At 46.6% G+C, this 22,690-nt stretch carries 18 protein-coding genes and 2 tRNA genes; 12 read left to right on the top strand and 8 right to left on the bottom strand.

Annotated elements, in window-relative coordinates:
* Positions 1 to 25: 25 nt before the first annotated feature.
* Positions 26 to 331 carry a YciI family protein gene (locus FXV75_RS11220; RefSeq protein WP_148833439.1) on the bottom strand — a complete coding sequence of 102 codons (306 nt, stop codon included), beginning with the start codon at positions 329 to 331 and terminating at the stop codon, positions 26 to 28.
* A 217-nt stretch (positions 332 to 548) separates the two neighbouring features.
* Between FXV75_RS11220 and FXV75_RS11215 the strand changes: the two genes are divergently transcribed.
* The 6 genes from FXV75_RS11215 (at position 549) to FXV75_RS11190 (ending at position 5,896) form a co-directional block, all read left to right on the top strand.
* Positions 549 to 1,400, top strand: coding sequence for a PHP domain-containing protein (locus FXV75_RS11215; RefSeq protein WP_148833437.1), 852 nt, complete (start codon positions 549 to 551; stop codon positions 1,398 to 1,400).
* Between the two features lie 58 nt (positions 1,401 to 1,458).
* Entirely contained in the window at positions 1,459 to 2,079 is a 621-nt protein-coding gene (locus FXV75_RS11210; RefSeq protein ID WP_148833434.1) for an L-threonylcarbamoyladenylate synthase, read from the top strand.
* 116 nt (positions 2,080 to 2,195) lie between these two features.
* Positions 2,196 to 3,095 carry a 23S rRNA pseudouridine(2605) synthase RluB gene (gene rluB, locus FXV75_RS11205; protein WP_148833432.1) on the top strand — a complete coding sequence of 300 codons (900 nt, stop codon included), beginning with the start codon at positions 2,196 to 2,198 and terminating at the stop codon, positions 3,093 to 3,095.
* Positions 3,096 to 3,125: 30 nt separating this feature from the next.
* Positions 3,126 to 3,584 (top strand): DUF1499 domain-containing protein, encoded by a 459-nt coding sequence (locus tag FXV75_RS11200; RefSeq protein ID WP_148833430.1) that lies wholly within the window; start codon positions 3,126 to 3,128, stop codon positions 3,582 to 3,584.
* 67 nt (positions 3,585 to 3,651) lie between these two features.
* Positions 3,652 to 4,371: a response regulator gene (locus tag FXV75_RS11195; RefSeq protein WP_148833426.1), complete on the top strand. Its 720-nt coding sequence runs from the start codon at positions 3,652 to 3,654 to the stop codon at positions 4,369 to 4,371.
* A 64-nt stretch (positions 4,372 to 4,435) separates the two neighbouring features.
* Complete coding sequence (locus FXV75_RS11190; RefSeq protein ID WP_148833424.1) at positions 4,436 to 5,896, top strand: ATP-binding protein; 1,461 nt, start codon at positions 4,436 to 4,438, stop codon at positions 5,894 to 5,896.
* Positions 5,897 to 5,911: 15 nt separating this feature from the next.
* Here FXV75_RS11190 and FXV75_RS11185 read toward each other — a convergent pair whose 3' ends face one another.
* Together FXV75_RS11185 and argF are read right to left on the bottom strand one after the other, a co-directional pair.
* Positions 5,912 to 6,832 carry a LysR family transcriptional regulator gene (locus tag FXV75_RS11185; RefSeq protein WP_222863169.1) on the bottom strand — a complete coding sequence of 307 codons (921 nt, stop codon included), beginning with the start codon at positions 6,830 to 6,832 and terminating at the stop codon, positions 5,912 to 5,914.
* A 93-nt stretch (positions 6,833 to 6,925) separates the two neighbouring features.
* Positions 6,926 to 7,831: an ornithine carbamoyltransferase gene (argF, locus tag FXV75_RS11180; protein WP_148833419.1), complete on the bottom strand. Its 906-nt coding sequence runs from the start codon at positions 7,829 to 7,831 to the stop codon at positions 6,926 to 6,928.
* A gap of 262 nt (positions 7,832 to 8,093) precedes the next feature.
* Between argF and grxD the strand changes: the two genes are divergently transcribed.
* The gene (grxD, locus tag FXV75_RS11175; protein WP_148833417.1) at positions 8,094 to 8,423 is read left to right on the top strand and encodes a Grx4 family monothiol glutaredoxin; all 330 of its coding nucleotides are present in this window, start codon (positions 8,094 to 8,096) and stop codon (positions 8,421 to 8,423) included.
* Positions 8,424 to 8,534: 111 nt separating this feature from the next.
* Here the strand turns inward: grxD and FXV75_RS11170 are convergent, their stop codons facing one another.
* The 3 genes from FXV75_RS11170 to FXV75_RS11160 form a co-directional block, all read right to left on the bottom strand.
* The gene (locus FXV75_RS11170; RefSeq protein WP_148833415.1) at positions 8,535 to 8,927 is read right to left on the bottom strand and encodes a VOC family protein; all 393 of its coding nucleotides are present in this window, start codon (positions 8,925 to 8,927) and stop codon (positions 8,535 to 8,537) included.
* Positions 8,928 to 8,941: 14 nt separating this feature from the next.
* On the bottom strand, positions 8,942 to 9,892 hold the full coding sequence (locus FXV75_RS11165; protein ID WP_148833413.1) for a LysR family transcriptional regulator: 951 nt from the start codon (positions 9,890 to 9,892) through the stop codon (positions 8,942 to 8,944).
* A gap of 74 nt (positions 9,893 to 9,966) precedes the next feature.
* Positions 9,967 to 10,854, bottom strand: coding sequence for a LysR substrate-binding domain-containing protein (locus tag FXV75_RS11160; RefSeq protein ID WP_148833411.1), 888 nt, complete (start codon positions 10,852 to 10,854; stop codon positions 9,967 to 9,969).
* A gap of 312 nt (positions 10,855 to 11,166) precedes the next feature.
* On the opposite strand from FXV75_RS11160, the gene FXV75_RS11155 reads away from it, so the two are divergent.
* Positions 11,167 to 11,598: an acyl-CoA thioesterase gene (locus tag FXV75_RS11155; RefSeq protein WP_148833409.1), complete on the top strand. Its 432-nt coding sequence runs from the start codon at positions 11,167 to 11,169 to the stop codon at positions 11,596 to 11,598.
* Positions 11,599 to 11,694: 96 nt separating this feature from the next.
* Here FXV75_RS11155 and FXV75_RS11150 read toward each other — a convergent pair.
* Together FXV75_RS11150 and FXV75_RS11145 are read right to left on the bottom strand one after the other, a co-directional pair.
* Positions 11,695 to 11,779, bottom strand: a tRNA-Leu gene (locus FXV75_RS11150).
* Between the two features lie 74 nt (positions 11,780 to 11,853).
* Complete coding sequence (locus FXV75_RS11145) at positions 11,854 to 13,080, bottom strand: EAL and HDOD domain-containing protein (RefSeq protein WP_148833407.1); 1,227 nt, start codon at positions 13,078 to 13,080, stop codon at positions 11,854 to 11,856.
* A 254-nt stretch (positions 13,081 to 13,334) separates the two neighbouring features.
* Here FXV75_RS11145 and FXV75_RS11140 point away from each other — a divergent pair.
* From FXV75_RS11140 to recD, 4 genes are all read left to right on the top strand, one after another.
* A tRNA-Ala gene (locus tag FXV75_RS11140) sits at positions 13,335 to 13,410 on the top strand.
* Positions 13,411 to 13,642: 232 nt separating this feature from the next.
* Positions 13,643 to 17,014, top strand: coding sequence for an exodeoxyribonuclease V subunit gamma (gene recC, locus FXV75_RS11135; RefSeq protein ID WP_148833405.1), 3,372 nt, complete (start codon positions 13,643 to 13,645; stop codon positions 17,012 to 17,014).
* Positions 17,011 to 20,706 carry an exodeoxyribonuclease V subunit beta gene (gene recB / locus FXV75_RS11130; protein WP_148833403.1) on the top strand — a complete coding sequence of 1,232 codons (3,696 nt, stop codon included), beginning with the start codon at positions 17,011 to 17,013 and terminating at the stop codon, positions 20,704 to 20,706. The genes recC and recB overlap by 4 nt, the downstream gene beginning before the upstream one ends.
* Positions 20,693 to 22,594, top strand: a complete 1,902-nt coding sequence (recD, locus tag FXV75_RS11125; protein ID WP_148833402.1) for an exodeoxyribonuclease V subunit alpha — start codon at positions 20,693 to 20,695, stop codon at positions 22,592 to 22,594. The genes recB and recD overlap by 14 nt, the downstream gene beginning before the upstream one ends.
* The last annotated feature ends 96 nt before the right edge of the window (positions 22,595 to 22,690 follow it).

Below are 22,690 nucleotides of genomic sequence, written 5' to 3'. Positions count from 1 at the left end.
GCTAAAATGAATACGATATCGAACTTTAAGCGGAAGGAAAAACCTGTTTAAAGGGTTTGATTGTCACGCTGTCATACACACCCGCTGCAACGTATGGGTCGGCATCGGCCCACGCTTTAGCGGCGTCAAGATCGGCAAATTCCGCAACAATGATACTGCCAGTGAAACCAGCTTCACCCGGATTGTTTGAGTCAATGGCGGGATTTGGTCCAGCAAGTACCAACCGGCCTTCATTTTGCAGCGTTTCTAAACGTGCTAAGTGTGCAGGGCGCGCAGCCAAACGACCGCTAAGGCTGTTTAAAACGTCGTTGCCAACAATTGAGTAAAGCATGGTGGTTCCTTTTTTGTGTAATAAGAAGAATTGCGGAGTGACATAATAAAGTTAACTTAATAGCAAGTCATGAGCTAAAGAGGCGTTTGTGTCACTCTGTTCAACGTCTCTCTTTAAACGGTATTGGAAGAAAGTCGAATAATATTGTCATAAAAAATCCAATGTAGGTATGCTGGTGACATGATAACTCCCTTTCCTTTTAAAGAAAAACCACAGTATGCCTGAAGCCGCGCGTTACCGAAAAGTTGATTTACACTCTCATTCCAATCGTTCCGACGGTCGTTTTTCACCCCTTGAGTTGGTTGATTTAGCGGTAGAGCAGGGCGTTACGTTGTTTTCTTTAACCGATCACGACACCCTTGATGGGCTTGCTGAAGCCCGAGAAAGAGCATTTGAGCACGGTCTGAGCTTTATTAATGGCGTTGAATTATCGACACAATGGAATGGGATTCCTTTGCACATGGTGGCGTTAAATTTTTCGGCGGATGACTCCGCACTGCTTTCCATTGTTGAGGCGAATCAGCGTATACGCTTGGATCGAGCACAGCGAATCGCAGAGCTTTTGGTTAAGCAGGGTTTGCCAAATTTATTCGATGAAGCGGTTACCTTGGCAGGTGAAAGTCAGCTTGGTCGGCCTCATTTTGCGGCATTGCTCGTTGAAAAAGGGTTCGTAAAAGATACTAATAAAGCCTTCGATCGATATCTTGGTAACAAAAAACTCGGACAGTTGCGAGATGTCTGGCCAGAACTAGAGGAAGTGTTAGCACGCCTTGCTGGTCAAGGCATGGAGCTCGTCTTGGCGCACCCCAAAAGATACCCCCTTACGGTGACTAAATTAAAGCGTTTGTTGAGCGATTTTAAAAAGTGGGGCGGTACAGGTATAGAGATCGCATCAGGTAATGAGCGCCCCGACAGCGTTCGCTTGCTAGAGCGTTTATCGATTGAGTTTGATCTTAAAGCGTCAGTGGGCAGTGATTATCATGGGCCTTTTGGGCCTTGGATGCAGCTCGGGAAGTTTACCCAAATACAAGAAAGTAAAGTAAATTTAGTTTGGCAAAGTTGGGACTGACAGAAGGTCTCGATTTAAGCTTTTCATTTTGATATCAATATGATTTTCGGAGAAGAGATTGAGTCAATTTTTTCAGATACACACGGAAACCCCCCAGGTACGTTTGATCAAACAAGCAGCGGAGGTAATCCGTAATGGTGGGGTAATTGCTTATCCAACCGACTGTGGCTATTCACTAGGATGTCACTTAGGCGACAAAGCCGCTCAAGACAGAATCAGAGCAATTCGACGTTTAGATGATAAGCATAACTTTACTTTAGTCTGTCGAGATTTGTCAGAAATTTCGACTTATGCGCGTTTTGATAACCGCCTCTATCGTTTGTTAAAAAATAATACGCCAGGACCTTATACTTTTATTTTTAATGCCACTTCGGAAGTGCCAAGACGGCTCATGCATCCCAAGCGAAAAACCATTGGTATTCGTATTCCTAAGAATAATATTGTGTCTGTCTTGTTAGAGGAATTGGGTGAGCCATTGATGAGCGTGTCTCTTATCTTGCCCGGTGAGACAGACCCAATGACAGATCCTTACGACATTCGAGACACGCTTGAGCATGCGCTTGATTTGGTTATCGATGGCGGCTTTTGTGGCGTGCAGCCAACCACCGTCGTCAAGATGGACGCGGATAACGTGGAAGTGATTCGAATTGGGGCGGGCGATCCAGCCCCTTTTGAATAAAATCTTTAACAATGAGCTGTCAAGGCTAATACTGTCTAGCTTATAATGGTGCGAAATAGTAAATTAATGTAATCAACACTGGGTTGCTGAGAAGCATTCCCTCTAAGAGGTTCGTAATGGACGAGAAGTTACAAAAAGTTTTAGCACGTGCAGGTCAAGGTTCACGCCGTGAAATGGAAACCCGCATTCGTGAAGGTCGTGTATTAGTCAATGGCGAGGTCGCTACATTAGGGGATCGTGTCAGTTTAAAAGATACGATCACCATAGATGGCTATGCCATTGTCGCCACAGAAGCCGGTGAAAATCGTCGTGTGATCATTTACAACAAGCCCGAAGGGCAGGTCTGTACTCGTAAAGACCCAGAAGGTCGCCCTACGGTGTTTGATCAGCTGCCTAAATTGCGCGGTGAGCGTTGGATTGCTGTCGGGCGTTTAGACATTAACACTTCTGGTTTGCTGCTTTTTACTACGGATGGGGAATTAGCAAACAGGTTGATGCACCCTTCTACCGAAATTGACCGTGAATACCTGGTTCGCGTTATGGGGGAAGTGACAGAAGAGAATCTTACTACCCTCAAAAAAGGCGTCATATTAGATGAAGGGGTGGCCAAGTTCACCGATATCGTTGATGGTGGCGGAGAAGGTATAAACCGTTGGTTCTATGTTTGCTTAATGGAAGGGCGTAACCGAGAAGTTCGTCGTCTTTGGGAGTCTCAAGGTTTAAAAGTTAACCGTCTGAAGCGAGTTCGTTTTGGTCCAGTTTTCTTGCCGTCTAAAGCTAAGGTAGGGCGTTGGGTAGAGATGGAAGAAAAAGAAGTGAATTCTTTGTGCGCCATGGTTGACCTTAAATTGTCTGAGCTGAAACCGAAAACACAGCAACAAAAAACAGAATTAAAGCGTCACAAAAACAAAGCAACAGCGGGCGGCGCTCGCCGAGGACCCAAAGGGTTTGATTGGCAGAGCAATGATAAGCCTGAATTTAAACCGAAAAAACCGGGTAAGAGATCGTTCCGCTAATTTTAAAAAACGCTTAGGAGTTGTAAACGTATGGGTCGTTGGGTAATCGCATTGTTTATTGTTTTCATTGTCGGTTTTTTTATTTACGTCAATGTAAATAATCATTTGCCGGAAGGGCTTGGGGTTACCGAGGAAGGTTTGTTAAAAGCCTGTCCCGCTTCACCAAATTGCGTTTCAACTCAAGCGTTAGTTGACGATGTGAATCATTATATTGACCCTATCGTGTACCGAGGCAATCGTAAAGACACTCAGCTCGCCATAGAGTCTTTTATGTTGGAAAAGGATAATGCCCGCATAGTGAGTCACTCTTTGGGGTATGTTCATTTTGAAGTGACGAGCCGACTGATTGGCTACGTCGACGATGTAGAGTTTTACTTACCTGAAGCTGACAGTGTTGTGCACGCTCGTTCCGCTTCTCGGGTGGGATACTCTGACCTTGGTGTCAATCGTGATCGGGTCCAACAAGTTCAAAATCTGTTAGCAGATTAATACCTAATGCAGCGCTTTACAGCCTAATAATAAACTTAAAGTGACAACAATTGGACGAGGATCGCACATGAGCGTGGATGAGAATAAAACCATTTTAATTGTTGAGGATGACGAGCGTTTAGCGTTACTTACTCAGGAATATTTACAAAAAAATGGATTTCATGTCGATATTGAATCAGATGGACGTAAAGCTATTTCACGTATTATTTCGGAGCAACCTTCTTTGGTGATACTGGATCTTATGCTGCCCGGTGCCGATGGTTTCACTGTATGCCGAAATGTTCGGGCTGAATACAAAGGGCCAATTTTAATGCTGACGGCGCGCAGTGATGACGTGGATCAGATTTTAGGGCTGGAAATTGGTGCCGACGATTATGTCTCTAAGCCTGCCAAACCGAGAGTGTTGCTGGCTAGAATTCAGTCTTTATTACGACGGAGCACACAAGATGTCGAGCTTGAGATAGAGCTCTCTTCAGTAGAACAAAATTTAACGTTTGGTCCGTTAACTATTGATAACTCGCGCAGAGAAGCGTGGTTAGTGGAAGAGGAGGTCGAGCTGACCAGTGCTGAATTTGACCTGTTGTGGTTGCTGTCGAGCAACGCCGGTCGTATTCTGAGCCGTAAAGAAATATTTGGTGAATTACGAGGCATTGAATACGACGGCCAAGACCGATCTGTCGATGTCAGGATTTCACGTATTCGCTCTAAAATAGGCGATGACCCTATTCATCCACGGCGTATAAAAACCATACATAGCAAAGGCTATTTGTTTGTGAAAGAAGTGTAGCGAAGTAATGCGATCAGAAATGTGGCGATTGTATAGACACCTTATAATAGGTGGCATCGCCATCATGATATGCTGCTACTTCGTTGTGTCGTTGGCGCAAACTCGCCTTGCTTTATCAAGATCTGAACAGTTGCTGTGCATTGATGCCGAAATTAGCGCGGCTCTTCTACTTGCTCATATTGATGGGCAAGTTGTTGGTTCACAATTCGATTGGACTCTTCGTACAAATCAAGCTTTGCCCGCCTCTGAAATCGCCACTTTATTAGCAAACGCTCAATGGTCTAAACGAGTGGATACTCGCTATCAAATTAACATTGGCACCCAGCAAACGCCTGTTTTATCGGGTTATGCCAATCAAGATAACCCCTTATTTCAATTAGAGTCTTTGTTAGAAGTATTTCTTTTAACAGATAAACTGAGCTATGAAGAAAAATATAACCTAATTGAACATATGTCTTGTTTGTCGATGGTGGAAGTGGCCCAACAAATCATTGGTTTAAAGACAGGCATCACCTTAGTGTACAGCGCACACAGTGAATATGGGTTTATTTGGAAGGATTCACCTTCATCTATGCCTGTTTACCTTTCGATTGTCCAAGAAAATACTTTCTCGTCGGCGCTGATGGTCGTTGTGGTCGTAGGGGTGGGTATTTGCATTATGCTTTTGCTTATTTGGAGAGAGTTACTCTCTTTGGATGTTAAGCGTGAGGCGTTCGAAAGTATCACGCGTCAAATTGCTCGTGGCCGAAGTGGATTACCAAAAGGTGTTCCCGACAGCAGTGGGACGTTAAAGGAGTTAGCGTATTCGTTTGACTCTATGTCTTCTCATATACAGCGGCTATTGAAAGTCCAGCGTGAAATGATTAATGCTATTTCCCATGAGCTCAGAACTCCTATCGCTCGTCTGCGCTTTGGTTTGGAGGTCATGAAAGACGAAGTGAATGCGCAAGCGGGTAAATCAATAGAGGCGCTCGAAGGCGATGTTGAAGAGCTGAATACCTTAGTCGACGAGGTGTTAACCTATGGAAAGCTTGAGGACGGCTCATTAGAGTTAAGTTTTGAAGAGTTGTCTATTATCCAGCTTGTGGACGCTATTCTAGAGAATAATCATTTGCTTTTGCAGCACTTAACAGTGACGGTGAAAATAGAGGCACAAGATCATCTTGTGTTAGCGGACGAACATCATTTAAGTCGTGCGTTACAAAACCTGATACTTAATGCGGCAAAATACGCGTCTAGTCGTATTGTGCTGACCTTTTCTAGTGATGCCGAACGCTGGCAGCTTGATATAGAAGACGATGGTCCTGGTATACCGATTGAAGACAGAGATAAGGTTTTTATCCCTTTTCAGCGCCTAGATAACAGTCGAACTCGTGCTTCTGGCGGCTATGGTTTGGGGTTAGCAATTGTTCAGCGCATTGCTTTTTGGCATGGTGGTGCGGTGCTTATTGATGAAAGTGAGACAGGTGGAGCCAAATTTAGCTTGATCTGGTCGCGAGTACGACACCAAAACGCCTTGTCTTAATGTCGGTTCGTGGGTCTAAAGCTCTGGTGCTAAAATCCCTTTTAAATTTTTAAAACACGTTTTAGACGCCGTTGACATTAAATCTTCCATATAGGCGTTATCTCGTTGATCTTTTCGAATGGCCAGATACAGTTTGCACCAAACGCCTTCTTCCCCCAGTGATTTTGTTATGACATATTGTCTGTTCGTGTATTCTGTTAATGCCCAATTTGGTAGACAGCAAACCCCGCGTCCACTTGCTACGAGCTGCATCATCATCAAGGTGAGCTCGCTATGACGAATTTTTGCGGGTGACACATCCGCTGGACCTAAAAAATGCTTAAAAATATCCAAGCGTTCTATTTCGACGGGGTAGGTGATGAGCGTTTCTTTCTTAAAGTCTTCTGGTGTGAGATATTCTTTTTTTGCCAATTCATGGTGACGTGAAAGGGCTACCTGAGACTCATATTGAAACAACGGAATGTAATCAATATTGGGAATGTCTTGTGGGTCTGATGTGACCACTAAGTCCAAATCTCCTCTGGCCAAAGCGGGCAGTGGCATAAAACCAAAGGCGGTTGATAGGTCGAGTTCGACATCAGGCCAATGTTCGCGAAAGTGATCAATGGTGGGCATTAGCCACTCATAGCAGCTATGGCATTCGATGGCGATGTGCAGGCGCCCACTTTCGCCTTCTGCGAAGCGCTGGATGTCGCGTTGAGCCGATCGAAAAGACAGCAATACATCGTCCGCTAATTGCAATACACGCAGCCCGGCACTGGTAAAGCGAACCGGCTTGGTTTTACGAATAAAAAGCGCACAGCCCAGTTTCTCTTCTAAGTCCTTGAGCTGATGAGACAAAGCAGACTGGGTTAAATGAACGCGCTCGGCGGCATCAACCAGGCTCCCTGTTTCTCTCAAGGCAGATAATGTTTTTAAATGCCTAACTTCAATAATACTCATAATGATGTGTAATACGTGAGTTTTTTTCAATGATTAAAAAGCAAAAAAGCCTGCAAAATGGTGTGTTGAGCAGGCTGCGTAGTGTGCTTATCGGCACAGCAAGAATTCAAGCAACGCTTTTTGGGCGTGTAGACGATTTTCCGCTTCGTCCCAAACAACACTGTCAGGACGATCAATCACATCGGTTGCCACCTCTTCGCCTCGGTGAGCGGGAAGGCAGTGCATAAACAAAGCATCAGGGTTGGCGAGAGCCATTAACTCACGGTTGACTTGAAAACCGTCGAAGTCCTTCAAGCGTTGTTCCTGCTCGTCTTCTTGGCCCATTGAAGCAAATACGTCGGTGACAATCAGGTCAGCGCCTTTCGCCGCATCATGAGTGTTATGGAGTACGGTCACTCTGTCGCTGTGCTCTGCAACTAACTCAGCGTTTGGTTCATACCCTTCTGGGCAAGCAACCACCAGATGGAAGTCCAGCAGCGCCGCTGCGTTTATGTAAGAGTTGCACATGTTATTGCCATCACCCACCCAAACGACTTTTTTACCTTCAATTGAACCGCGGTATTCTTGGTAAGTTTGCATGTCAGCCAATAGCTGGCAGGGATGATAATCGTCCGTGAGTGCATTGATCACGGGAACAGAAGAGTATTGTGCAAATGTCTCGACGGTCTTATGGTCAAAAGTTCGTATCATCACGGCATCAACCATGCTGGAAATGACTCGTGCACTGTCTTCGACTGGCTCGCCGCGGCCAAGCTGAGTATCACGAGATGAAAGAAACAGTGCATGACCACCCAATTGCGCCATGCCCGCTTCAAAAGAAACGCGGGTTCTGGTGGATGACTTTTCAAAAATCATCGCCAATACTCGGCCTTTTAATGGTTGAAACAGAGTGCCTTCATGATGAATTTTCTTAAGCTCAGAAGCTCGATGTAAAAGTTGTTTTAATTCATCAGAAGTGAGGTCCTTCAAAGTAAGAAAATGTCTAGGCGACACGCTATAGCTCCTTTAAGTTGTCTTTAGAAAAAATAATCGACCAATTTAATACACTCAGGTAAGCGAGTAAAGAGCATTTATCAATAGAAAGTGCAAAGGAAAGCCTGTTGTTGGGGTTGTAAAATGCCCTTCCGACCCAATAAAATGAGTCAACTTTCCATGGTTTATAATGGTTGTCTTTTTCACAATAAGAGCGACGTTGCCATAATAGCGATGCCGTAATTGTTGTCACACATGAAGCGACCCAGAATGAGGTTTCATAATGAGCAATACAATCGATACGATTAAAGAACAAATCAGCAGTAATGATATTTTGTTGTACATGAAAGGCAATCCGCGTGCACCACAATGCGGTTTTTCTTCTCAGGCTGTGCAGGCGCTCATGTCCTGTGGTGAGCGTTTCGCGTTTGTGAATATTTTGGATAACCCAGATATTCGTGCTGAATTACCAAAGTTTGCAAATTGGCCTACTTTTCCTCAGCTTTGGATTAAAGGTGAGTTGGTTGGTGGTTGTGACATCATTGTTGAGATGGCAGGCAACGGCGAGTTGCAAACCTTGATCAACGAAGCGGTGGGAAGTTCTGAAGCATAGTTTTTCAGCAGAGCGAACGTTATCGGTTCACGTTGTGTAAGCGCGATAGGAGCGGATTAAGAGTAAAAAAGCACTTTACTGAGCGGTAAGGTGCTTTTTTTATGAAGGCAATCAAGCGTGTTCGTAAAGTTCAAGGGGTAAGCCATCGGGATCAGCAAAGAAGGTAAACTTTTTCCCTGTTAACTCGTCAATTCTAATCGCTTCCGTCGCAACGCCTTGTTGGTGAAGATGCTCGATGCAATGTGCTAAATTTGGCACAGCAAACGCAAGATGGCGTAATCCTTGAGCTTCCGGTTGGGAAGGTCGACGTGGCGGAGTAGGAAAGGAAAAGAGTTCAATTTGTTGATGATTATTAATGGCCAAGTCTAATTTATATGACTGTCGAGCGTCGCGATAGGTTTCGGCAATTATCTGAAAACCTAATATCTCACTGTAAAAATGTTTGGATACTCGGTAATCTGAGCAAATGATGGCAATGTGATGAATGTGAGACACGTTAAACATAGGCGGCACTCTTATTATTTGGTTTGGTATGTCAGTTCGTTAGCCACATCAATCACTTGTCTTCTAAACCATATATGACTGGCGTCGTGATGCAATAAAGGGCTCCAGATCATTTTTAACTCAATTTTGGGGATATCAAACGGTGGGTCGAGAATCACTAACTCTGGATTCTTCTTATTTACCATGGCAACTTTTTTAGGCAAGGTCGCGATCAGGTCTTGCTCTAACGCTAGGTGCATGGCGGTGTGGTAACTGCGGGTAAATACTCGGATACTGCGTTTGTGGCCCAGTGCCTGAAGGGCCTCATCCACCCAACCCAGTTTCTGAACATCATTAGGGTCCATACCCACTCCGACGCCAAAGCCGGTTTTGCTGACCCAAATATGTTGTGCTTGTAGGTATGCATTAATATCAAAGTGCTCTTTGATCGGATTTTTTGAGCTCATCATGCACACAAAAGTATCCAGCCAAACGCTTTTCTGATGAAACGATTGCGGTAATTCTTCAAAGCGGTTAATGGCCATGTCTATCTTGCCGGCCTCTACATCGTGGAAGGTTACATCGCTCGGTGTCATTATGTCCAAGGTGATGCCAGGAGCAAATTCTCGAAGGCGATTTAATAAACGAGGAATGACCGTCGATGCCGCATAATCACTGGCCATGATGCGAAATACGCGCGTACTGGTGCTCTCGTTGAAATCGGCTTCAGGTTGCAGGGCTTCTTCGAGTTCAAGGAGTACCTTGCGCACAATGGGTTGAAGGCGAAGTGCTTTTTCAGTGGGTTTCATGCCCTCACTGGTTCTTACTAATAATGGATCATTTAGTAAGTCTCTTAACCGTTTTAGCCCGTTGCTCATAGCGGGTTGGGTGATGTTTAGCTTGCTGGCTGAGCGAGTGACATTACACTCCCTTAAGAGTACATCGAGGTAAATAAGTAAGTTCAGATCAATCTTATTGATATTCATAAGGTTCACGCGATTCGAATTATTTGTGTAAAGTGACGTCGCTCTAATGTTATGTACAAACCGCAATGAGCGGACTAAATATTCTCTAGTACCGGCGCCGCACAGCAAAGGTCAATAAAGCGCTGAGCATTTTGCGTTAAGGCCGTATTTTTAGGGGTAACAATTAATAAATTTCGATGCAGCTCAAGTGGGGTCGTATACAACTTAATAAGGCCTGAATCTAATTCCTGAGAAATGGCCATACGCGACAAACAGCCCAATCCCATCTGATGAATAACCGCTTGTTTAACCGCCTCCATGTGTGCCAACGATAACACCACATTCAGCTGCGGAATACGTGACGCCGTTGCTTGCTCTAAAATGTTACGAGTCCCTGAGCCTGCTTCACGCATTATCCAATTGGCTTTTTCCAGGTCCTCCCATGACAAGTCTTCTTGGCGTTCTTCTTGAGTCGAGCCAAATACCACCAGCTCATCTTTTAGCCACACTTGCGTCATCAGTTCTGCGTGTTGGCAGTAGCCTTCAATAAAGCCCACTTCAGCTTTACCGGTTAATAACTGCTGGATCACACTTTGCGTATTGCCAATATCCAGATTGAAACGAATGTTGGGGTGTTGGTGTTTGAACAAAGACATTTGCTTGGGTAGTAAATAATTACCCACACTTACGCTGGCCGCAAGATGCAAGGAACCGCTGAGTTCGTCTTCGCTGCCCATGCTTTCAATTTGTTCTATTTGGCTTAATACCGCGCGCGCTTGAGGGAGCAAATGTCTTGCTTGAGGTGTAATTTGCAAGCGCTTGCCATGCCGACGAAACAGAGGGCGCCCGAGTAGGGCTTCTAATTCGCGTAATGCCTGGCTGGCCGCGGGTTGGCTAATGGACACCATTTCAGCGGCCGCCGTCACCGAGCCCGTATGAACAACGGCTTCGAATATTTGTAATTGTCTAAGTGTGATTCTCATGGCGACATTGTAGCCTTGTTTGTGTTTCGATGAGTAGTGGTATTCACTTGTGACTTATAAAATGCGTTTGGGTTCCTAGCGATATATCACAGAGTAAAGCTGAGATACTCATCTTTAAAAAAACAGCCTGTTAGTGAGAACAGATACGCCATGCCTGAACACCTATGATAGTATTTTTCATGTCGGTTTCTTAATCATTGTGGCTATTGATTCAGTATTGGCTAGACATTGATCAGATATCGAACCGATGGTGATCAGACATTCAATTGAACAGCACAAGATACAAAGTGACAGCATCAATAAGAGGGCGCTATGTCAGGATCAGAAGAAAAGACAAAAGGTCGTCTTACGACGAGAACCGTTGCCATGCCAGGAGACACCAACCCGGCGGGTGACATATTCGGTGGTTGGGTCGTGTCACAAATGGATATCGCGGCGGGGATTTGTGCTGGGCAGCGAGCCCAATCTCGTGTCGTGACCGTCGCACTGGACGGAATGAGCTTTATTCGTCCTGTTAAAGTCGGTGATATTTTGGGGGTATACACCAAAGTGGATTCGGTTGGGCGCACCTCAATGAACATTCTAGTGGAAGCGTGGGTACGCCGCGGTCGCATCGGCCAGCGTGAAAAAGTCACAGAAGGCATGTTTAAATTTGTCGCCATCGACGAAACTGGCGCCTCAATGCCGATACCAAAAGAAGAAGACCTACCAGACTATGTATTAAACGGCTTTGATGACCATTGATTCAATGTAACAGCATAAAAAAATAAGAAGTGAGGTAAACAGATCAAAAAACAAAGCAAAAAAAAGCGCCTACCTAAGTAAGCGCTTTTTTCTTGTTGGTACCAGTAGGCGGACTCGAACCGCCACACCCGAAGGCAACGGATTTTGAATCCGTCGTGTCTACCAATTCCACCATACTGGCCTTGAAAAAGGTGAGACGTATTCTATGTTTTTTTGTATTGGTGTCAATCTTTTAAAGAAAAATAGTATGTTTTTTTAATTTACGGAAAGCATGACGTCTTCTGACCACAGCATGGCGTCTAAAAATGCTCTGTTGAGTACGGCTCTTTCTTCCGAAGTCATGGATTCAATGTTGGTCCAGTTTTGCTCTTCACAGTTTAGCGTTTGCTTTAAATAACCGCCAAGCTCTCCTGAATACGATAAAATAGCATGTCGTAAATTTTGATCTAAGGCGATCTGCTCTAAGACCACGGACCGCTCGACATTGAATACGGCGTCAATCCCAGACATCAGGCCGATCATAAAAGCGGAATCAGCCTGGTGTGAATGTTTGCTTTCAGCAAGCAGTTGGCAGCACCTTGCTCTTGTGAGTAATACTTTTAATAAGGACTTTGGTTGATTCGTAGAGGACGTTAGAGTGATGAGCAGTGCCCATTTCTTCAATTGCGTTAGCCCCAAAAAAACCACAGCTTCTTTGATGGATGTCACTGTTTTAGTGACGCCGCACACAGGACTGTTAAGGATGCGTAACAGCTGATAAGACAATTTAGGGTTTTTAGCGACTAAGTCGGTTACCGCATCAATGCTTATTTTGGTGTCTTGTAGTGCGTTCACCAGTTCAATGGCACTGTGTGTTGCTGAATCAATTTTTTTGCCCTTAATAAGCTCAGGACGTTGCAGAAAGTAGCCCTGAAATAAGTCAAAACCGAGTGCTTTGCATTGTTCAAACATGGCAGCATCTTCGACTTTTTCGGCCAACAAAATGAGACCTTTCGATTTTAGCTCGGCAATGTCAGCTTGATGAACTTGAGGAGGAGTCGCAAGCACATCTATTTTTATAATGGATACCCAGGGCAGTAAAGCCTTGTAATCGGCGCCAAACTGGTAATCGTCCAGGGCAAAGCGATAGCCTGCATCGCACCAGTTTTTGACCGCTAAAATAAACTCAGGTGTGAGTTTTTGATTTTCAAGGATCTCAATGTAAACCGTATCGGGTGCAATGGGAAAAAACGCATCCGACAGCATGAGTTCTGTCGTCATATTAATGAAAAACGGTTTTCGTAGTTGCGATTCCATTTTTGTGATGCCGATGCACAAATTAACCAATACTTGACTCGTGGCTGCTTCGCCATCAGTAAAGTCAGCGAATAGTGAGTTTTTCCCACGAAACAGCAGTTCATACCCAAAAATATCTTTGCTTCTTTTTAGGATAGGTTGCTGTGCCATCATTAGATCGTCTAATACCGTTGGAAATTCGATCATAGTCATCTCTTAACATTAGCGATTTTACAAAATTCTTCAGCATTATATTCTTAATACCTAGCGTAATAAAACCCTAGAAAGTTGTTATCCGCTCAATGCGTATGCTGTGGTGAATTTGTGGTCGAATTTACACATTGCTGAGTGAATTGTTTCAAAAAGGTTGACAGGTTTAAGAGGTATCCGTAATATCCAGCGCTGTTAAATAAGTATGAACATTCCCAGGACATTTTGTCCACTTACGCATCGCGTTTTGTGGGGCTATAGCTCAGCTGGGAGAGCGCTTGCATGGCATGCAAGAGGTCAGCGGTTCGATCCCGCTTAGCTCCACCACTTAGTTTATTTGTCCAACGTTTTCTCAAAGTCATTATTTTACTCTACTGTTTTTACTTCCTTCAGTTTTACGGCCGATCTATTTGTCTCATCTTGTCGCACTGACTCATTTTGTCAGTTTTGTTGGGTCTAGCGTTGCTTCTTGTATTTTTTGAATGCGTCTTTTGCGCTACTCTTGTTTTTTAGGATCGCAAATTAATTCGGCCAGACAGTCAATGAGAAGGAAGAACGCATGTTTCAACTGTATACAGGGAATCGGCTAGAAGATTTGGCCGTGTTGTTGGCAAAAATCTTGGCGGTATCTCCCCCAGAGAACCCGTTTGACGATGACGCCATCTTGGTGCAAAACCCCGGTATGGCCCAGTGGTTAAAAATGTTTTTAGCCGAGTCTCATTCCATTGCGGCGGGCTTAGTTTTTCCTTTGCCTTCGACGTTTGTTTGGCAAACATTCTCTCATACGCTCAGTGATATTCCCGCGCAGAGTGAATTCAATAAGCCTTTTTTGGTGTGGCGATTAATGCGTTTGCTTCAGGCTCGCCTCGCAGACCCAGAATTTGAGGCGTTGCGCTGGTATCTTGAAGAAGACGATACTCAGGTACGGCGGTTTCAGCTGTGCAGCAGCATTGCCGATATTTACGATCAATACCTTGTGTACCGACCTGATTGGATCAAACTCTGGGAAGCCGGTGATCAAGACAGCGCACCTCATCATAACGTGCCATTGGATAAACACTTGAGCGAGGTATTTGATCAGCAGCCTTGGCAAGCGATTTTATGGCGAGACCTGGTGGCCGATGTAAGCGAACAAGGCACTTCTTTGTACCACCGTGGCAATTTAATCGAAGCCTTGCGCGACGCCGCACGGTCGTCTTCTCGACCTACGGCGGTACCTGAGCGAATTTTTATTTTTGGTGTGTCTTCCTTACCGCCTAATACTTTGGAATCGTTGCGAGTGCTCGCTGCGTCGGGTTGGATTGACGTGCATTTGTTTTTGCAAAACCCGTGTCGTTTTTATTGGGGCGATGTGGTGGATAAGCATTATTTGGGGCGCGAAATAAAACGGCAAACCCTCAAACCTGGGCTTAGCATCGATACCTTGCACCTTGATGCGAACCCGCTGTTGGCAAGCTGGGGACGTTTAGGTCGAGATTATATTGCGCAATTACAAGAGATGGCCGACCACGAAATTGAAGTGTTCGAAGACTATCGCCACGACCATTCGAGTGGTTTATTGCAATGGGTTCAGCAAGACGTTCTCACGTTAGAAAACCACGGAGCCGCCGAAGAGCGAGACATCCACCTAAGTCATTCGGGGTATCGTCATCGCATTGCATTGGACGATCAGAGCATTCGTGTTCATCGTTGCCACAGCCCACTGCGTGAAGTCGAAGTGCTGCATGATCAGTTACTGGACATGTTTGAAAAAGACTCAAGCCTAACGCCCAAAGACATTATTGTGATGTTGCCCGACGTGAATACTTACAGCCCATTTGTGAGGGCGGTGTTCGGCAGCACAAAGCAGATTCCTTTTGCCTTGATCGATCAGTCCGGCGGATTGGAGAACCCAATTGTCGATGCGTATCTGTATTTACTGGGATTAAGTGAAAGTCGATTTACGTTATCCGAATTGGTCAGTGTGCTTGAAGTGCCAGCGGTATTGGCGCGTTTCGAGCTGTCTTCCAATGAACTGGAACGCATTCGTCAATGGTCGACCGAGGTGGGTATTCGTTGGGGATTAAATGCGGATACCGCCCAGCAGCATGACTTGCCATCGCAAGAGTCACATACTTGGTTGCACGGTATGCGCCGAATGTTGTTGGGCTACGCCATGGGTCACGAGCATGTTTGGGAAAATACGTTAAGTTATGGTGATGTCGAAGGCTTGGAAGCGTCAGTAGCAGGTAAATTGGCCGAGTTTCTCGTAGCAATTGATGAGGCTCAAGGCAAGCTCATGCAGCCGCTGTTACCCAAAGACTGGGTGTCTACCTTGTATTATGTGTCACAGCGTTTCTTTTTGCTCGAAGATGACGATGCCTTTTCTGTGCTGCTCAGTAAACAGCTTGATGCATTGACCTTGCAGTGGCAGCAGGCGCATTTTGCGGCGCCGCTGGATCAGCAAGTGTTGCGCCAGCTGCTGTCGCCCTTGTTGCAAGAATCTCAGGGAGGGCAGCGCTTTTTAGCCGGACGAGTCAATTTCTGCACTCTTATGCCAATGCGTTCCGTGCCATTTAAAGCGATTTGCGTCTTGGGACTCAACGAAGGCGACTACCCGCGAAGTGTCGCGCCGATGGGCTTTGATTTAATGGTAGGGCAATACCGCAGCGGTGACCGAAGCCGACGAGAAGACGACAAGTATTTATTCTTAGAAGCCTTAATGTCGGCGCGAAGCGCACTTTATCTGAGTTATGTGGGGCGTAGCATTCAAGACAATAGTGAAAAAAATCCCTCTATTTTGGTCAGTGAATTGCTTGAATACATCGGCCAGAGTTGCGTTTTTGAGGGCGATGAGGCGCTGGCTCCAGACGATGCGCAAGCGGCACTGTTTGCGCGTCTGATTCTCGAACACCCCTTGCAGCCCTTCAATACCGCGTACTTTACAGAAGCGTTTGATACGCGATTATACAGTTACGATACGCAATGGTTGCCGGCATTATTAGCCGAGCAAGTGGACGAGGCGCCCGCTCATTTTCAGCCCCTGGATGCCATGGAACAACCGCGTTTAACCTTGGCTTTGGACGAGTTGTCGCGCTTCATTCGACACCCAACGCGCCACTTTACTCAGCGACGTTTAAAAGCCTACTTAAGTTTGCGTGAAGAAGAAGAGAAAGAAGACGAGCCCTTTGCGCTGGAGGGCATTCCTGGTTATCAGCTTCGAGAGCGCTTATTGCACGCCATGATAAAAGGCGATGAGGCCTCATTTTTGGAGCGGTTGTCTCTGACCGGTACCTTGCCTTATGGGGCTTTTGGGCGCTTGTCGTTGCAGCACAATTACGATCAGTGCCGACAGTTATTTGTATTGCTGCAAGGCTATGGTTTATCGGATTGTGCCCCGCTTGAAGTGTCGGTAACCGTCGGTAACGTCGTGTTGCAAGGCTGGTTAGATCAGCCTTCGATTACCACGCGCTTGTCGTACCGTATTGGTGATGTGTCAGCCAACCAAAAAATGCAAATGTGGATAGAACATTTGGCTTTATGTGCTCAAGGCACGCCAAAGGAACATCATCTTGTTAATATCGATAAAAAAGGGACAACGCGGTCATATCGTTTTGTTGTGTTGCCCCCTAAAGCGGCACACGCTTATTTGTCAGATATGCTGGCTTTGATGTTTCAGGGCATGTGTCAGCCTATATTATTGCCTGCGAACAGTGCGGATGCGTGGTGCGACAGCTATTGCGCCACGAAAACCAAAGACGACCCAGATGCCGCATGGGAAAAAGCCCTAAAATGCTACCAAGAAAACAACAGTCAGTATTCTAGTAGTGAAGTAAATGACGCCTACTGGCAGCGCTATTACCCCAATCTGAATGATCAAAAAACGGCCTTTGTCGACCTTTGCGAGCACATTTGGTTGCCCATGCAGCGCCACTTGGAGGTGATCGAATGAGCCTTAATGCACCCATGTTATCGATTATCCCTGAACCGTTAAACGCGCTGACGTTCCCCTTGTTTGGCAAGCGTTTAATCGAAGCCAGCGCGGGGACGGGTAAAACCTACACCATTGCTAACTTGTATTTACGGTTGTTGGTGCCGACCGGTCAAAGAGAAGAGTTAAGCAAGCCGCTGACGGTCGACCAGATTTTGGTGGTGACCTTTACCGAAGCCGCCACCGCAGAACTAAAAGCACGTATTCGTAGCCGTATTCGTGTTGCTCGAAAAGCGCTATTGCAAGGCGCCAGTGACGACGTGTTTTTGGCCGCTTGGATGGCTCAGATGTCCGAGGTGCAGCGTGCCGACGGGATTGAAAAACTGCTGTATGCCGAGAAACAAATGGACGAAGCGGCGGTGTTTACCATCCACGGTTTTTGTCAGCGTATGTTGAGCCAAAACGCGTTTGAAAGTCGCATGTTATTTCAGCAAACCATTGAAACGGACGAACAAGCCCCCCTTGCTCAAGCCGTCAAAGATGTGTGGCGAAGCTTGTTTTATCCCATGGATGACATCAAAGCCTCGTTAATTAAGCCCATTTGGTCGAATCCAGACGCCTTACTGAAAGACTTGGCTCTACTCAATAATCAACCCGATGCGCGTATTGTGTCGCCCAATTACGATTGGGAGCAGGCCTTAGTGGACGCTCAGGCCATCATGGCGTCGGTGCGAGCCATGTGGCTGGCACAGTCGCAAGAGATTATTGATGCACTCAATCAAAGCGGTATTAAGCGAACGTTTTGGAAAAACGATCCGTCTAAAGACATTTCGGCGATGAATCATTGGGCGCACGCATCGCGCTTTGAGTGGATCAAATCTTTAGACAAATTTGACGCGGATCAGCATGCCAGCCAATTAAAGAAAGGCGGTGCCGCGCCGGTTCATGAGTTTTTTGATCTGGTGCACAGGCTACGTGCGACATTTCCCGATGCAGGCCGACTCAAAGCCGTGTTGTTGACGCAGCTTTGGGAGCAAGCGCAAGTTCGCTTAAAGCGTTGGAAGCGCAGTACGCAATCGCTGACGTTTACCGATCTACTCACCTCACTCGATACGGCGTTAGCGCAAGACGAAGCAGGTAAGCTTGCGCAGCGCATTCGTCATTTGTATCCGATTGCGTTAATAGACGAATTCCAAGACACGGATGCGGTGCAGTATCGAATCTTTTCAAACATTTATCAGCCGGCCACTGTCGATCAGTCGACACTGGGTTTGATTATGATCGGCGATCCTAAACAAGCGATATACGCGTTTCGCGGTGCCGACATTTATACGTATCTAGCGGCCAAACAGCATGTAGATAGCCTGTATTCATTAGCGACCAATTACCGTTCGTCGGCGGCCATGATTCAGTCCGTGAATGGGTTGTTTACCACCCAAACTGAGCCATTTCGCGTGGCGGGGATTCCTTTTGTTGAGGTTCAGGATCGCGCCAACGTGGGGCAGTTTATCCGACAGGGTCAGCGCCAAGCGGCGTTGCAATTTTTGTATCAAGCGTCGGATGAGCCGGTGTCGGCCACGGTTTATTGTCAAACGATGGCGGAATCATGCGCAGCGCACCTTCATGCTTTGTTGCTAGAAGGCCAGCAACAAACGGCCATGATCGAAAACAAAGGTATACGTCCAAAAGACGTGGCTTTATTGGTGACCAATTTTAACCAAGCCAGCGCGCTAAAAACCGCATTGCGCCAGCGTGGCATCGCCAGTGTGTATTTGAGTGATAAAGGCTCAGTGTTTGAAACCGTCGAAGCCCATGAATTATTGATTGTGCTCACAGCGGTCTTATCCAACGGGCAAGAAAGTAAATTGCGATCGGCGTTGGCGACGCGATTGGTGGATTGGTCGCTGGTTGACTTGGATACGTTGAACCACGACGACGTGGCGTATGAAAAATGGGTCGAAGCGTTTCGGCGCTATTTTGACATGTGGGACACGCAAGGCTTATTGCCCATGCTGCGCCAGTTTATGCAAGAGGTCGGTTTGGCCGCAAAAATGCTTAGCCGGATCGGCGGCGAACGTCGGCTAACCGATTTTTTGCATTTAACTGAAAAACTCCAGCAAAAATCGTTGGAATTAGAATCGAAAGAAGGCGTATTGCGCTACTTGCGCTTGGCGATTCAGAACCCGAACGGCAACAGTGATGAGCAAAAAATTCGTCTTGAAACCGACGCTGAGCTGGTGCGCATTATCACCATTCACAAAAGTAAGGGGTTAGAGTACCCGATTGTGTATCTGCCGTTTGCTTTGACGCCCTATAAAAATCGCGATAAATCCGCTTTATTTCACGATGATCAGCAGGCGTTGTGGATCGCCATAGACCCTAATGAAACTCAACTTGAACAACACAAAGAAGAGCTCTACGCGACAGAAATTCGTTTGGCGTATGTGGCGCTGACGCGCTCAAAAGAGGCGTGTTTTGTTGGTGCAATGGAGGTAGGAAGTAAAGCAACGAAACAAAAAAACGCTAGGCTAGAAGTGCATTTGAGTGGCGTCGGCTCTTTAATCGCAGAAGGGGAGCCGCTTGACGCTGGCGATCTTCTTCCCAGTTTAGAGCGCCTTTGTGCGAGGTATGATGCCGAGCAAATGAGTCTCTTGGCATTGCCCTCAGAGCCACCGTTTTTGCCGCGTTATACGATGACGCATACGGAGAAAATCGACCCCGTTGCACGCCGTTTTCGTGGTTATGTTGAGCGGAATTGGTGGGTAGGCAGTTACTCATCGTTGGTGGTGGAGGACAAGGCAAAGGTCGACGAGAGCGTGCCGGGCTTCGATGAGGCCACTCGTGTGATTGATCCAATAATAGAAGACGTTGAAGTGTCCAATGAATTGATGGAGCCTGTACAAAATCGCTTTACGTTTCCCAAAGGCGCAAAGCCTGGCACTTTTTTGCACGATACGTTGGAAGGGAAGGCATTACACAGCACGATAGCAAAACCTAGCTTTAATGATTTGCTAAAAAACAGTCACCACAATCTGATGGGAGCGTTTTATGAGCGTCAAGGATACGCTGGTTGGCAAACGGTATTAGAGAATTGGTTGCCAGACATGGTGAATACTGAGCTGGTGGCGGGCATGAGCTTAGGGGCTTTGTCTGCGTCGGCATGCCGTAAAGAAATGGAGTTTTTTATTCCCGTCGGTGGGATGAATGCACTGGAATTGGATCGGATTTCCCGACAATTTGATGGCGTATCACGAGCGGCTCCCGCTATTCAACATCGGCCGTTAAAAGGCATGTTAAAAGGTTTTATCGACTTGTTATTTGAATGGCAAGGGCGCTATTACGTACTGGATTATAAGTCGAATTATTTAGGCGCTGCTTTGACGGACTATGAGCCAGACAAATTAGTGCATGCGATGGCAGAGCACCGCTATGATCTGCAATATCAATTGTACACCTTGGCCTTACATCGCTTATTAAAACAGCGTTTGCCCGACTACGACTACGAGAAACATGTGGGTGGCGTCGTGTATCTGTTTTTACGCGGTATGCAGGTAGGGCAAAAAACGGGCGTGTTTCAGTCGCGTTTATCGCTTGAGCATGTAATGGCATTGGATGGGCTTTTTCAAGGTCCAGTATTTCACGGTCAAGTAGGCAAAAAATCCCGCCAAACGCCAGACGACAATAAGGAAGGGCAGCAATATGGACTTTTCTAAACAACGGGATGTATTGGAGGCATCGAGCTCCCCCGGCGCATCAGCACCGCCCAGCTTACTGCATTGGCAAGAAAAAGGCGTATTGCGTGCGATCGACCGTCAATGGATAGAGCAACTTTGTCAGCATGTGGGAGAGCGTCGTGATGCGGTACATCTTGCGGGCGCTTTATGCAGCGCGTATTTGGGTGCAGGGCATATTTGTATTGATTTGGCGACCTTGTGGCATACACCGCCAAAGGACATTAAAGCGCCCGTATGGCAAAGCGCACTTGTGCATTATCAGATTGAAAGTGTTGAAAGCTGGTGTCGTACTTTGCAAGACAGTCGTTTGGTGGCCATGGCGGCCGATTTGAGCGACAAGCCGATGGTGCTATCGGGCACTCGATTGTACCTGTTTCGTTATTTTGATTATGAGCAGCAGGTGCTGAGGTACTTGCGTCGCCAATGTCAGGTTGCTCCTTTTGACCTCGATGCGTCGATACTGTCGGCTCTTTTTCCGTCATCAAACCAAGTGATTGATTGGCAAAAAGTGGCCGTAGCGAATGCAGCGAGTCTGCCATTTTCCGTTATCAGCGGTGGGCCAGGGACGGGGAAAACCACCACAGTGACCAAATTGTTGGCCTTGCTGGTGGCTCAGTCTTTGGCGCAAGGGCGTTTATTGCGCATTGAGTTGGCCGCTCCGACAGGTAAAGCCGCAGCGCGCTTAACCGAATCCATCGCCAATGCGAAGGCCAGCTTGCCACTCGATGACGGCATCCGGTCTGCTATCCCAGAGCAAGCCAGCACCTTGCACCGATTATTGGGCAGTGAGTTTGGTCGCAGCCGCTTTAAACACCACAAAGATAATCCGTTGCATTTAGATGTTTTGTTGGTGGACGAAGTGTCCATGGTGGATTTGCCGATGATGGCAAAGTTGATCGATGCGATGCCAGCCCATGCACGGCTCATTTTATTGGGCGACAAAGATCAATTGGCGTCGGTGGAAGCCGGTAGTGTGTTGGGGGATATTACGTTTGGTATTGATCGTGCGTATTTTCAACCCGAGTGGGCCCAGCGTTTGGCCCATCTCACGGGAGAGCCATTGGGCTCGTTAGGCAATGCAGCGGCGCCTGCGATCAGTCGAGCATTGACCCTGTTGCGGACCAGTTACCGATTTGATCAAAACAGCGGTATTGGGCATTTGGCAAAAGCCATGAATGCGGGCGATCCCTCAGCGGTGTTGCGGTGCTTGCAAGCCGATTACGCTGATGTTCGCTGGTGTGTGCCCGAAGAGGGGCAAACCAAAGCGGACATTGCGACCTTGGCAAAAGGCTACGATGATTACTGGGAGGCGGTACGTCATACCAAGCCCATTGCCGACTTGTATCAGGTGTTTTCTCGTTATCAGATCTTAACCGCGGTGCGACAAGGCGAGTTTGGGGTCGAAAAAATCAATGCGCAGCTGGAAGGGTATTTTTATCAACGAGGACGGGTGAAAGATCCCCATGTTTGGTACCCAGGTAAAGCCGTTATGTTGACAAGAAACGATGCTTCTTTAGGTTTGTTCAATGGAGACATAGGGCTGTGTATGCCAGACGAATGTCAGCGCCTTAGGGTGTGGTTTATGCAGTCTGACGGTACGTTTTCAGGTTTATTACCCAGTCGTTTGAGTGAGTATGAAACCGTGTTTGCGATGACGGTACACAAGTCGCAAGGCTCTGAATTTGATCAGGTGGCGTTGCTGTTGCCATTGATCTCATCACCGGTATTGAGCAAAGAACTCTTGTATACGGGCATTACACGGGCGAAAAAGACATTTACCTTGTGGGGCGCCAGCGCTTTAATTCGCAGTGCGACGAAAACTCGAATTCAACGCGACTCAGGTTTGTTGGATGCGCTGTGGCATTGATATCTGCGTATTCAGTGCCATTATAAAATAAACCGCCATGAGAATTCGTGATGGCGTTTTTTTGTGATACGGTAAGCGGCCTTTTTAAAGCGTTAT

This window comes from Marinomonas sp. IMCC 4694, from assembly GCF_008122525.1.
GTDB lineage: Bacteria > Pseudomonadota > Gammaproteobacteria > Pseudomonadales > Marinomonadaceae > Marinomonas.
The sequence above is the reverse complement of the archived record's forward strand: the minus strand, read 5'-3'. Positions and strand labels throughout refer to the sequence as shown.